The 12,825-nt window shown below is 73.3% G+C and carries 9 protein-coding genes and 1 pseudogene; 7 read left to right on the forward strand and 3 right to left on the reverse strand.

Features of this window, described 5'->3' with window-relative positions; translation table 11 throughout:
• Nucleotides 1-21 precede the first annotated feature (21 nt).
• On the reverse strand, nucleotides 22-783 hold the full coding sequence (locus ACICHK_RS07720) for a GntR family transcriptional regulator (RefSeq protein ID WP_406836333.1): 762 nt from the start codon (nucleotides 781-783) through the stop codon (nucleotides 22-24).
• Nucleotides 784-1,133: 350 nt separating this feature from the next.
• Here ACICHK_RS07720 and ACICHK_RS07725 point away from each other — a divergent pair, with 350 nt between their 5' ends.
• Together ACICHK_RS07725 and ACICHK_RS07730 are read left to right on the forward strand one after the other, a co-directional pair.
• On the forward strand, nucleotides 1,134-1,787 hold the full coding sequence (locus tag ACICHK_RS07725) for an NADPH-dependent F420 reductase (protein WP_406836334.1): 654 nt from the start codon (nucleotides 1,134-1,136) through the stop codon (nucleotides 1,785-1,787).
• Between the two features lie 226 nt (nucleotides 1,788-2,013).
• Nucleotides 2,014-2,844, forward strand: coding sequence for an alpha/beta fold hydrolase (locus ACICHK_RS07730; RefSeq protein ID WP_406836335.1), 831 nt, complete (start codon nucleotides 2,014-2,016; stop codon nucleotides 2,842-2,844).
• Here ACICHK_RS07730 and ACICHK_RS07735 read toward each other — a convergent pair.
• Nucleotides 2,755-3,846, reverse strand: a pseudogene (locus tag ACICHK_RS07735) (DMT family transporter); the annotation flags it as partial. The gene ACICHK_RS07730 and the pseudogene ACICHK_RS07735 overlap by 90 nt on opposite strands.
• Before the next feature lie 47 nt (nucleotides 3,847-3,893).
• On the opposite strand from ACICHK_RS07735, the gene ACICHK_RS07740 reads away from it, so the two are divergent.
• The 3 genes from ACICHK_RS07740 to ACICHK_RS07750 all read left to right on the forward strand — a co-directional run bounded on the left by ACICHK_RS07740 (nucleotide 3,894) and on the right by ACICHK_RS07750 (nucleotide 9,124).
• Entirely contained in the window at nucleotides 3,894-5,378 is a 1,485-nt protein-coding gene (locus ACICHK_RS07740; protein ID WP_406836336.1) for a PLP-dependent aminotransferase family protein, read from the forward strand.
• Nucleotides 5,379-5,631: 253 nt separating this feature from the next.
• Nucleotides 5,632-7,227 (forward strand): alkaline phosphatase D family protein, encoded by a 1,596-nt coding sequence (locus tag ACICHK_RS07745; RefSeq protein WP_406836337.1) that lies wholly within the window; start codon nucleotides 5,632-5,634, stop codon nucleotides 7,225-7,227.
• A gap of 424 nt (nucleotides 7,228-7,651) precedes the next feature.
• On the forward strand, nucleotides 7,652-9,124 hold the full coding sequence (locus ACICHK_RS07750; RefSeq protein ID WP_406836338.1) for an N-acetyltransferase family protein: 1,473 nt from the start codon (nucleotides 7,652-7,654) through the stop codon (nucleotides 9,122-9,124).
• Nucleotides 9,125-9,277: 153 nt separating this feature from the next.
• On the opposite strand, the gene ACICHK_RS07755 is transcribed toward ACICHK_RS07750, so the two are convergent.
• Nucleotides 9,278-10,504: a trans-sulfuration enzyme family protein gene (locus ACICHK_RS07755; RefSeq protein WP_406836339.1), complete on the reverse strand. Its 1,227-nt coding sequence runs from the start codon at nucleotides 10,502-10,504 to the stop codon at nucleotides 9,278-9,280.
• 60 nt (nucleotides 10,505-10,564) lie between these two features.
• Between ACICHK_RS07755 and ACICHK_RS07760 the strand changes: the two genes are divergently transcribed.
• A complete protein-coding gene (locus tag ACICHK_RS07760; RefSeq protein ID WP_406836340.1) occupies nucleotides 10,565-11,071 on the forward strand; it encodes an Lrp/AsnC family transcriptional regulator in 507 nt (168 codons plus the stop codon).
• A 62-nt stretch (nucleotides 11,072-11,133) separates the two neighbouring features.
• Nucleotides 11,134-12,825 carry a DUF885 domain-containing protein gene (locus ACICHK_RS07765; RefSeq protein ID WP_406836341.1) on the forward strand — a complete coding sequence of 564 codons (1,692 nt, stop codon included), beginning with the start codon at nucleotides 11,134-11,136 and terminating at the stop codon, nucleotides 12,823-12,825.

Below are 12,825 nucleotides of genomic sequence, written 5' to 3' on the forward strand. Positions count from 1 at the left end.
CGGCGGTCCGGACCGGACGGCTCAGGAGGCGCGACGCTCCGGGTCGTGGTGGATCTCCACGCCGCCGGAATCACCGAACGTGAGCCGGCAGGTGTCCGCGCGGTACGTGGCCACGGACACCGCCGTGGTGCGCCCCTCGGTGAAGAAACGGGTCGTGACGACGAGAACCGGCGCTCCGGGAAGGCGGTCGAGTTCCTTGGCGTCGTCCGCGCGGGCCGAACCCAGTTCGACGGCACGGTCCTGGCCTTCCAGTTCCAGGCGCTGGAGTTCCCGCAGCACGGCACGCGCGCGTGCGGCGCCCGAGGGCGCGTCGATCGCCGACAGGTCCGGCACCGACGCCGCCGGGATGTACAGGAGCTCGGCGGCGGCGGGCTGACCGTGCGTCACCAGGGACCGGCGCACGATGTGCACCGACTCGCCGTCGGCGGTCTCCAGCATGCCCGCCACCGATGCGGGCGGTGCCGCCATGGTGCAGTCCGCCGCGTGCCAGGCGTCACCGGCCGCCCCCGGCCACACGTGCTGTTCGGTCCCGACGGCCACACCCACGCGCGGCGGCGCGACGGTGGTGCCCACACCGCGACGGCGCTGCAGGCGGCCTTCCAGTTCGAGCTGTTCGAGCGCTTGGCGCAGGGTCGCCCGGGCGACGCCGAAGCGGGCCGCCAGGTCGCGTTCGTTGGGCAGGATCTCGCCCACGGTGAACTCGGAGTCCAGCGCTTCGCTGAGCACGGTCCTGAGATGCCAGTACTTCGGTTCCGGCACCGATTCCAACTGCGTGGTCCCCACCCTGTCCTCCGCAATCGCCGTGGCCCGGGGGCGTTTTAACGCCCTTGTTTATTAAAGGTTCCTGCCTATCCCTGCGACGATAGGCCCGCCCCCACCCTTGGTCAATACCAATCCTCGATCCCTTGCCGGTCGCACGGCACCCGGCCGCGGAGCGTTCACGGGGTGTTCTCACCGGGCGACGTCCGTGACACGACGCCGCAAGCCCCCGTACAAATACGGGGCTCTCGGCGTCCCGCGTCGGACCGTCCCACCCGACACATTTCCCGGTGTCCCGGCGAAACGGCCGCCCCGGCAGCACAATGACCGCGGACCGCCGGTGACCGGCGGTCCCGACAACGGGAGGAACGACGATGCGGTACGCGGTACTGGGCACGGGCGACGTGGGGCGCACCCTCGCCGGCAAGCTGGTCGAACTGGGCCACGAGGTCACTCTGGGGTCGCGCACCAAGGACAACGCGGCGGCCGTCGAGTGGGCCGACGCCGCGGGTCCCGCGGCACATCACGGCACCTTCGCGGACGCGGCGGCGTTCGGCGAGGTGGTCGTGAACGCGGTGGGCGGGCGGGTCGCGCTCGCCGTGCTGCGATCGGCCGGGGAGGGGAACCTGGACGGCAAGGTGCTGCTGGACGTCTCCAATCCCCTGGCGATCGAGGAGGGCGAGCTGCGGCTGTCCCCCGTCGAGTCGGACAGCGTGGGCGAGCAGATCCAGCGGGAGTTCCCGGGGGCCCGTGTGGTGAAGAGCCTCAACACCGTCAACTGCCAGGTGATGGTGGACCCCTCCAGGGTGCCGGGTGAGCACCAGGTCTTCGTCTCCGGTGACGACGGGAGCGCCAAGGAGCAGGTGACGGCGCTGCTGGGCGAGTTCGGCTGGCCCGCGCGGCGCGTGTTCGACCTCGGGGGCATCCGGACCGCGCGGGCCACGGAGATGTACCTCCCGCTGTGGGTGAACCTCATGCAGAGCATGGGACACGCGGACTTCAACGTGGAGGTTCGCAGGGCGCGCTAGCGCGGGCCGCCCGGTACACGCGGTGCGGGCCGCGCGGTGCGGGCCGCGCGGGCCGTACCGCGTGGTCCGTACCGCGCGGTCCGCACCGAATGGTGCCCGAACGGCAGTACCGCTCCGCGGTGTCTGCTGTACGGTTCGTGACGGTCCGGGGCTACCCGCCGGTAGCACTTGCTGACAAGCTGTCTACGAGATGGTCCGTCACGGCGTCCAGACGAGGAGCAGTCCCATGTCCGACACGGTCACCGTCAGCCTCCCCACACCGCGCGGCCCGAAGGCGGTCACCGTGTCCTACGCGCGCGTGGGCACCGGCGAGCCGCTGCTCCTGCTGCACGGGATCGGGCACCACCGGCAGGCCTGGGACCCGGTCATCCCCATCCTCGCGGCCGAACGCGACGTGATAGCCGTCGACCTGCCCGGCTTCGGCGCGTCCCCGGCGCTGCCCGAAGGGCTCACCCACGACCTGCCGACGGTGGTGCCCCTGCTCGGCGCGCTGTGCGAGGCACTGGGGATCGAGCGGCCGCACGTCGCCGGCAACTCGCTCGGCGGGCTGCTGGCCCTGGAGCTGGGGCGCGAGAAGCTCGTGCGGTCCGTCACCGCGCTCTCGCCCGCCGGCTTCTGGTCCCCGGTGGAGCGGCGCTACGCCTTCGGCCTGCTGATCGCCATGCGGCAGACGGCCCGGCGCATACCGCTCCCGGTCGTCGAGCGGCTCTCCCGCTCGGTGGCCGGGCGGACGGTGCTGACCAGCACCATCTACGCCCGCCCCGGCCGTCGTTCACCCGACGCGGTCGTCGCCGAGACCCTCGCGCTGGCCCACGCCGAGGGATTCGCCGAGACCCTCCGGGCGGGTACGAACGTCCAGTTCACGGACGACATCCCGACGCTCCCCGTCACCGTGGCCTGGGGCACCCGCGACCGGCTGCTGATACGCCGCCAGGGCGTCCGGGCCAAGCAGATCATTCCGCGGGCGCGGCTGGTGCGGCTGCCCGGCTGCGGCCACGTCCCGATGAACGACGACCCGGCGCTCGTCGCCCGCGTCATCCTCGACGGCAGCCGCTGATCCGTCCTCGGCGGCGGCCGCCCGGCCGTCCCGGGCGGTGACGGCGGGGCGGTCGTGGGCGGCGGGCGAGCCGTCCCGAGGGGCGTCGGCCGGGCGGTCCCCCGCGGCGGCCCGTGGGCCGCGTCCGGCGACGAGGCTCAACGCGCCTGATCCGAGGGCGACTCCGGCGCCCACGAGGGCGCTTCCGGCGACCTGCGCGATCCCGTAGGCACCCGTGCCCACGAGCGGCGCGGTGCAGGCGGCGGAGACCGGGATGAGGCCGGAGAAGAGCGTGGCGCGCTCCGCGCCGATGCGCTGCACGCCCATGTACCAGCAGACGAAGCCGACGACCGTGACGACCGCCGCCTGCCACAGCAGCGCGGTCGCCTCGGTGGCGTCCGGCATCCGCAGCCACGCTCCGCGGCCGGTGACCGTCCCGGCCAGCGCCGACTCGGCCGCGGCCGCACCGCACACGGTGGCCGACAGCAGCCGTGGCCCGAGCGGGCGCAGCACCGGCACGGCCAGTACGGCGAAGCCGACCTCCCCGGTCAGCGCACCCAGGGAGTACGCGATCCCGGCCGCGTCCGTGCGGCCCCACCCCTGGACGGCGAAGGCTCCCAGCGCGACGAGCGACGCCCCGTACAGCACTCGGCGTCGCGGCCGCCGGCCCTCCCGGAGCGGTACGAGCACCGCCACGACGACCGGGGCGCAGCCCACGAAGACACCGGGGACCGCGGGTTCGGCCGTGCGCTCGGCGGCGATCACCGCGAGGTTGAAGCCGACCATGCCGACGGCCGCGATCAGCGCGAGGCGCCCCCACTGGCGGAGCGTGAGCCGCCGCAGCGGGGCGGCGGCGCCCCGCCCGACGAGGGGCAGCAGCAGGACGCAGGCGAGGCCGTAGCGCAGGAACTGGCCGCCCATGTACGGATAGTGGCCCATGACGCTGTTGGCGGTGAAGGAACCTCCGACGAGGACACAGGCGAGGGCGGCGAGCAGCGCGCCCCGGGTGGTGGTGGCGTTCATGTCCTCGACGCTATGAACACAGGTGGCCCGGTTTAAGGTCCACTTCCATGACGTCATCGGGGACCAATCCCGGCGGGCCGCCGCATCCCGCTCCGGACGGACCGGCGCCCTCCGGGTCGGCCGCGTGGGAGCTGCTCCTGCCGGCCACGGCGGCTCCGCCACGCGCGCGTGGACGCACCCTGCAGGCCGCGCTGCGCGAGGCGGTCCGCTCCGGGCGGCTCGCTCCCGGCACCCGGCTGCCGTCCAGCCGTGAACTGGCCGGCGATCTCGGCGTGTCGCGGGGGCTGGTCACCGAGGCGTACGAGCAGTTGACGGCGGAGGGATACCTGCGCAGCGGCCGGGGTGCCGGCACCTGGGTCGGCGGGGCGGTCCGCGCGGTCGGCCCGCGCGCGCGGGACCGCGCCCCGCGGGCGGCCGGGGTGCGGGCCGACTTCGTCGCGGGAACCCCCGACCTGTCCCTCTTCCCTCGCTCCGCCTGGGCCGCCGCGCACCGCGGAGTGCTGGCCGAACTGCCCCACCAGGCACTGGGCTACCCGGATCCGCGTGGTCTGCCGGGGCTGCGGACCGCCCTCGCCGAACTGCTCGTGCGCCGCCGGGGCGTGGTCGCGGACCCGGAACGCGTCGTCGTGGTCTCCGGGGTCGCCCAGGCGATGACACTGCTCGGATCCGTGCTCCACGCGCGCGGGACACCCGGCGTGGGCGTCGAGAGTCCGGGCAGCCCGGAACACGGCTCGCTGTTCGCCTCGGCCGGCGTCGGCACCGTACCGCTGCCGCTCGACGACGAGGGACTGGCCGTCGCCGCTCTCGAGGCCTCCGGTGTACGAGCCGTGGTGACGACGCCCGCCCACCAGTTCCCGACAGGGATCGCGTACTCGGCCCGGCGCCGCGGTGAACTCCTCGACTGGGCCCGGTCCGTGGACGGGCTGGTGATCGAGGACGACTACGACGGCGACTTCCGCTACGACCGCGCCCCGGTGGGTGCCCTCCAGGGTCTCGACCCCGAGCGTGTCGCGTACACGGGCTCGGTCAGCAAGTCGCTCGCTCCGGGGCTCCGGCTCGGCTGGCTCCTCGTCCCCGCCTCCCACCTGGAGGAGGTCGTCGAGCGCAAACGCACCATGGACCTGGGCAACCCGGTCCTCGACCAGGCGCTCCTGGCCCGTTTCGTCGAGCGCGGCGACTACGACCGTCAGCTGCGCCGCTGTCAGCGCGCCTACCGGGAGCGGCGTGACGTCCTGGTCACGGCCCTGGAGGAGCACTTTCCGGGCACGGAGGTGTCGGGCATCGCGGCCGGTCTGCACGTGGTCGCCGCCCTGCCCGGCCGGTACGGACCGCAGGACCGCTTCCTCGCGCGGGCCGCGGCGGCCGGGGTGGTGGTCCGGTCATCGGCGCACTACGGGGCGACGGCCGTGGACGGCGTACGGCTCGTGCTGGGGTACGCCCATCTGCCGCCCGCGCGGATACGGGACGGCGTGCGGCTGATGGCGGAGGCCGTGCGCGGCCAGGGGATCCGTGACGGGTCCCCGGCGCTCTGAGGCACCCGCGCCCCGGCTCGGGACGGGGTGCCTGCGGGGGCCCGGCCCGGTGCCCCGCCGGTCCACCGGGCCGGGCGGTCCCGGCCCGGTCCCGGGTCCGTCCCACGCGCCGGAAACCGGTCCGGCGCCGCGGCGGCCTGCCGGTCCCGTGCTTCTCAGGGCCGGTTGTTCACCCGTGGTTTCCGTGCGCGCTGCGGCGCACCAGTAGGTGTGGCTGTGCACACTGGCCGAATCCGTCCCCGGAGGCGTATCCATGGCGCACCGTCCGCTCAGCTCGTTCCCCGGCCGCCGCAGCGTGCTGCGCGGCTCCCTGGCCGCATCGGCGGCACTGGCCCTGCCCACCGCCCTCGGCACGGCACCGGCGTTCGCCCTGTCCGGCCGGCCGAGGGCGGGCTGGGGCGTCCAGGCCGGTGACGTGACCGCCGACTCCGGCCTGGTGTGGGTCCGTTCCGACCGCCCAGCCCGGATGGTCGTCGAGACCTCGGCGACCGCCTCGTTCCGCGACCCGCGCAGATGGCACGGTCCGCTGCTGGGCGCGGACACGGACTTCACGGGGACGACCCGGCTGCACGGGCTGCCGTCCGGCGAGCAGATCCACTACCGCGTCCTGCTCGCCGACCCCGACGACCCCCGGCGCACCGGCGAGCCGGTGAGCGGGACGTTCCGTACGGCTCCGCACGGGCGGCGGGGCGGCGTGCGCTTCCTGTGGTCGGGCGACCTGGCGGGGCAGGGCTGGGGCATCAACCCGGACATCGGCGGTTACCGCATCTTCGACGCGATGGCCCGGCTCGACCCCGACTTCTTCCTGTGCAGCGGTGACAACGTCTACGCGGACGGCCCGATCGCGGCGACGGCGGCGCTCCCCGACGGCACCACCTGGCGGAACGTCACGACCGAGGAGAAGTCCAAGGTCGCCGAGTCGCTGGCGGAGTTCCGCGGCAATTTCCGCTACAACCTGCTCGACGAGAACCTCAGGCGGTTCAACGCCCAGGTGCCCTCCGTCATCCAGTGGGACGACCACGAGGTGCGCAACAACTGGTACCCCGGTGAGGTGATCGCCACCACGGACACGCGCTACACGGAGAAGAGCGTCGACGTCCTGGCGGCGCGGGCCCGGCGCGCGTTCGGTGAGTACTTCCCGGTGTCGGCTCCCCGGCCGGGCGACAAGGACGGTCGCGTGTACCGGGTGATGCGCCACGGTCCGCTCCTGGACGTGTTCGTCCTCGACATGCGCACCTACCGCAACGCCAACTCCCCCGACGACCAGACGACGGATCCGCAGGGCATCCTCGGCGCCCGGCAGCTGGAGTGGCTCAAGCGCGAGCTGTCGCGCTCGCGGGCCGTGTGGAAAGTGATCGCCGCGGACATGCCGATCGGGCTCGTCGTACCGGACACGACCGAGGGAAGGCCGAACTTCGAGGCCGTGGCACAGGGCGACCCCGGCCTGCCTCTCGGACGTGAACTCCAGCTGGCCGAACTGCTGCGGTTCATCAAGCACCGGCGGATCACGGGCACCGTGTGGCTCACCGCCGACGTGCACCACACCTCGGCACAGCATTACCAGCCGTCGCGGGCCGCGTTCACCGACTTCGAGCCGTTCTGGGAGTTCGTCTCCGGTCCGCTCAACGCCGGGGCGTTCCCGGCGAGCGCGCTGGACGGCACCTTCGGTCCGGAGCGGGTGTTCGTGAAGGCGCCCGCCGCCTCGAACGTCTCGCCCGCCGGCGGCTACCAGTTCTTCGGCGAGGTCGACATCGACGGTGACAGCGGCGAGCTGACGGTGCGGCTGCGCGAACAGGACGGGTCCGTGCTGTTCACGCAGGTGCTCCAGCCGGGGCGTGTGGGGCAGTAGGACCGCGGGACCGGCCGCGCCGGGAACGGTCCCGGCGCGGCCGGTCCGCCGCCCGAGTCGGCCGCCCGAGTCGGCCGGAGAGCAAGTCGCCGCAGGTCAGAGGCGATTGTCAGTGGTCGCCCCTACGGTTTTTCCATGACGCGATCGTTGCAGACCGTGGCCTACACCCGACCCTCCGTCCTGGAGTCCGCGCCCGGCGGACGGCGGGCGCGGACTCCAGGAGGGAGGGCCGGGGACAGCGTCCGACGGCCCACCGGTCTCCGGCGACGCCGCCCTGACCAGGTGGGCAGCCGGCTCTCGCATTCGAGGCAAAAGATCCGTAAAAAGAACTGCAAAAAGGACAGAACGACGCTTAACCGATCAGTCACAAGCCGTTCGTGATCACGCAACACCATTCCTTCACAGTGACTGTATGACTCCAGACATGTCTGATGTGACGCGTGCGAAGCACGGACGGCCCGTTCACCACTGGCGACGGGACATCGTCGAACTCGCCGCGCTGTTCACGGCCGTAGCGGTCGCGGACGGTGTGGCCAACCTGATCGGGCACGGGCCGGACGGCCCCGCGCTGCTGGTGATCTCGGCGGTGCTCCTGGTCGCCACGGCCGGCTTCCACACATGGTGGGCACGGCGCCACGGGCACGCGCCGCCGACGAGTGATACCGGCGCCCGGTCGCCCTCGGACGGGCGAACGGGCGAACGCTCCGGACAGGAGACGGCGGCCTCCGCGCCACTGACCGACGCCGGGGCGACCGTGCTGCTGCGGATGCGCACGACGGTCGAGGACACGCCGGGTTCGCTCGCCGCGCTGTGCGCCGCGCTCGCGGAGCACCAGGTCGACATCCTCAGCCTCCAGACGCACCCGCTGGCGGACGGAACGGTCGACGAGTTCCTGCTGCGCGCACCCGCGGAGCTGGCCACGTCCGAAATCACCCGCGGTGTGGCGCGGGCCGGCGGCAGCGCGACCTGGATCGAGCGGGCCGACGCCCACGACCTGGTGGACGCGCCGACCCGGGTGCTCGGCCTGGCCACCCGCACGGCCCTCGACGCCTCCGAACTCCCGCTCGCTCTGAGGCAGTTGCTCGGCCGGTGCACGATCCGTTCGCTGCCCGCCGCCTCTCCCGTCTCCGGCCTGGCGACGGAGGGGGCTCCCGTGGAGGGAGCGCTCGAGGACACGGTGATGCGGCTGCGCGTGCCGGAGGGCGGGGTGATCACGGTGGAGCGGCCGTACCTGCCGTTCACACCGACCGAGTTCGCCCGGGCGCGGGCCCTGGTCGAACTGGACGCGCGACTCGGTCCGCGCATCCCGCGCGGACAGGACATGCTGACGCTGCCCGAGGGCAACCCGATCACGGTGCAGCGCGCCGACGTCTCCGACGTCGAGGCCGCCAAGGCGATGCACGAGCGCTGCTCGCCGCGCACCCTGAGCATGCGGTACCACGGCCCCGTCGGGGACGCCGACCGGTATCTCAAGCACCTGCTCAGCCCCCGTTTCGGGCGCACCCTCGCCGTCCGGACGGCGTCCGGCAGGATCGTCGGGCTCGGTCATCTCCTGTGGGACGGCGACGAGACGGAGGTCGCGCTCCTCGTCGAGGACGACTGGCAGCGGCGCGGGATCGGCGTCGAACTGCTCGGCCGTCTGGTGGCGATGGCGGCCGAGGCCGGCTGCGAGAGCGTGTACGCCGTCACGCAGGCGTCGAACACCGGCATGGTCGCCGCCATGCGCGGCCTCGGCCTCCCCCTCGACTACCAGATCGAGGAGGGCACCCTGGTCATCACCGCCCGCCTGGACCCGGCGGCGGTGGCGTCACAGCCGTCGTACGCCCTGCAGCACGGCCACGCCCGGAGCGGGACGGCGAAGGAGACGGGTCCGGGAACGGGAATGCGTCACGACTAGCCCGACGGTCCGAACACCGTGGGCGCCACCGGCCACCGCGGTACCGCGCCGAGCGCCCCTGCGCCGCCGGCGCGTCCCGGGACCGAGGAGCGTCCCCGGCACCATCGTGTGCCGGGGACGCTCCTCCCCCCGTTCCCCCCGTTCCCCCGGTCTTCATTCCCCGCCGCGGGACCCCAGTGCCGTCTCCAGGTCGGACCACAGGTCGTCCACGTCCTCCAGGCCCACGGACAGGCGCAGCAGGCGGTCGCTGACCCCCGCGTCGTGCCGGTCCGCCGTGGGGACGATGCGGTGGCTTATGGAGGCCGGGTGCTGGATGAGGCTGTCGACACTGCCGAGGCTCACGGCGGGGGTGATCAGCCGGACTCCGGCGATGACCTCGTGCGGGTCGCCGTGCACCTCGAAGGCGATCATGGCGCCGCCGATGCGCGGGTAGTGGACGCGGGCGACGCGCGGATCGGCGGCGAGCCGGCGGGCGAGTTCCGCCGCGTTCGAGGAGGCGGCCCGGACCCGGACGGGCAGGGTCGACAGCCCGCGCAGCAGGAGGTAGCCGGCCAGCGGGTGCAGGACACCTCCCGTCGCGAACCGCACCTGGCGCAGCTTGCGGGCGAACTCCTCGTCGCAGGCGACCACCCCGGCCATCACGTCGCCGTGACCGCCCAGGTACTTGGTGGCGCTGTGCAGGACGAGTCGCGCGCCGTGTTCGACGGGGCGCTGCAGCACGGGGGTGGCGAAGGTGTTGTCGGCGAGGAGCGGGACGGACCCGCAGGCGTGCGCCACGGCCCTCAGGTCCAGTTCGGCGAGCGTCGGGTTGGCCGGGGACTCGACCATCACGAGACCCGTGTCGGGCCGCAGCGCGTCGGCGATGCCGGCCGGGTCGACCCAGGTGACCTCGGAGCCGAGCAGCCCCGCGGTCAGGAGGTGGTCGCTGCAGCCGTACAGCGGACGTACGGCGACGACATGGCGCAGGCCCATCGCGTTGCGGACGAGGAGGACGGCGCTCAGCGCGGCCATGCCGCTCGCGAAGGCGACCGCGCTCTCGGTGCCCTCGAGGCGCGCGAGGGCGGTCTCGAAGCGGGCGACGGTCGGGTTGCCGAGGCGGGCGTAGACCGGCGGGCCCTCGGGTTCGGCGCCGTCGGCCGCGAAGGCGTCGATCCGGGCCGCCTCACCGCGGCTGTCGTACGAGGGGTAGGTGGTGGACAGGTCGATCGGGGCCGCGTGCAGCCCCAGAGCGGCCAGGTCCTCCCGGCCGGCGTGCACGGCCTCCGTGGCCAGTGCCCTGGCCGGGGCCGCGACGCCCCGGCCGTTCCCGCTCAGGTCGTTCCCGCATCGGTCGTCCCGCGCGCCGAGCGCGCCCTGCATGTCGTACACAACGGAGTCCATGCGGCGAAGCCTGAACACCGGGCGGGCCTTCGGTGCCCCATCCCGTGTTACGTTCGCGCCATGGCCGATTCTGTCGTACTCGATCCGGTGGATCTTCACCTGCTGCGGCTGCTGCAGAACGACGCACGGACGACCTACCGCGATCTCGCGGCGCAGGTCGGCGTCGCTCCGTCGACCTGCCTCGACCGGGTGACCAGGCTGCGACGGGCGGGAGTGATTCTCGGCCATCAGCTGCGGCTGGACCCGGCGAAGCTCGGACGGGGTCTGGAAGCGCTGCTGTCCGTGCAGGTCCGGCCGCACCGCCGGGAGCTGGTGGGGCCCTTCGTCGACCGGATCCGGCTGCTGCCGGAGTCGCGGACCGTCTTCCATCTGACCGGTCCCGACGACTACCTCGTCCATGTCGCGGTCGCGGACATGGCGGATCTGCAGCGCCTGGTGCTCGACGAGTTCACCTCGCAGCGCGAGGTGGCGCGGGTCGAGACGCGGTTGATATTCCAGCAGTGGGACTGCGGCCCCCTGCTGCCGCCCGCCGCGCCGGGTACGTGGTCTCCGGCCAAATCCGGCTGACGCGGTGAGAAGCCCTGTATAGCGGGCTGACGCGGCGCCCGTGCGCGTATGAGTATGTGCGCATGTCAGAGACGAAGAACCAGCTGCCCCGTGAGCTCGCCGACGCGTACATCGACGAGCTCATCACCCTCGACCCGGTTCTCGGCACCTACCTCGGTGTGAAGGAGAGCCACGGCAGGCTTCCCGACACCTCGCCCGCCGGCCAGGAGGCCGTCGCCGAGCTGGCGCGGGTGACCCTCGCGCGGCTGGAGGAGGCCGAGCGGCGTCCTGGCGCGGAACGTGACATCGAGCGCCGTTGCGCCCGGCTGCTGCGCGAGCGGCTCACCGCCGAGCTCGCGGTCCACGAGGCCGGCGAGGGCCTGCGGACGGTCGGCAACCTGCACACACCGGTGCACTCGGTCCGGGAGATCTTCACCCTGACGCCGACGGAGACCGACGAGGACTGGGCCACGGTCGCGGAGCGGCTGCGCGCGGTGCCGGCCGCGCTCGCGGGCTACCGGGAGTCCCTCGCGCTCGGACTCGACCGCAAGCTGTACGCCGGGCCGCGCCCGACCGCGACGTTCGTCGAACAGCTCACGGAGTGGTCGGACACGGACGGACAGGGCCGCGGCTGGTTCGAGGACTTCGTCTCGGCGGGCCCCGACACCGTGCGCGAGGAGCTGGACGCGGCGGCGCGCACCGCGACGGAGGCCGTGATCGCCCTGCGGGACTGGATGCGTGACGTGTACGCGCCCACCATCGAGGGCGCGCCGGACACCGTGGGCCAGGAGCGGTACGCGCGGCTGGCGCGCTACTTCAACGGTACGGATCTCGACCTCGGCGAGGCGTACGCCTACGGCTGGGCCGAGTACCACCGCCTCCTGGCCGAGATGAGGGCCGAGGCCGAGAAGGTCCTGCCCGGCGCGGCCACCCCCTGGGTCGCCCTCGCGCACCTCGACGAGCACGGCCGGCACATCGAGGGCGTCGACGAGGTCCAGCGGTGGCTCCAGGGGCTGATGGACGAGGCGATCGCGGCCCTGGACGGCACGCACTTCGAACTCGCCGAGCCGGTACGGAGGGTGGAGTCCCGCATCGCCCCGCCCGGCGGCGCGGCGGCCCCCTACTACACCTCCCCGTCGCAGGACTTCTCGCGGCCGGGCCGGACCTGGCTGCCCACGATGGGGCAGACCCGCTTCCCCGTCTACGACCTCGTCTCCACCTGGTACCACGAGGGCGTGCCCGGCCATCACCTCCAGCTCGCGCAGTGGGTGTACGTCGTGGACGACCTGTCCCGCTACCAGGCCACCGTCGGCCAGGTCAGCGCCAACTGCGAGGGCTGGGCGCTGTACGCGGAGCGGCTGATGGACGAGCTCGGTTTCCTCACCGACGCGGAGCAGCGGCTCGGCTACCTCGACGCGCAGATGATGCGTGCCGCCCGGGTCATCGTCGACATCGGCATGCACCTGGAGCTGGAGATCCCGGCCGACTCGCCCTTCCACCCGGGCGAGCGGTGGACCCCGGAGCTGGCGCAGGAGTTCTTCGGCGCGCACAGCAGCCGGCCGGCCGACTTCGTGGAGAGCGAGCTGACCCGCTACCTCACGATGCCGGGCCAGGCCATCGGCTACAAGCTCGGCGAGCGTGCCTGGCTGCTGGGCCGTGAGAACGCGAAGCGGCGCCACGGCGACGCCTTCGACGCCAAGGCGTGGCACATGGCCGCGCTGTCCCAGGGCTCCCTGGGCCTGGACGACCTGGTGGACGAGCTCTCCCGGCTCTGA

The sequence above is a fragment of the Streptomyces sp. AHU1 genome, assembly GCF_045343905.1.
GTDB lineage: Bacteria > Actinomycetota > Actinomycetes > Streptomycetales > Streptomycetaceae > Streptomyces > Streptomyces triticiradicis.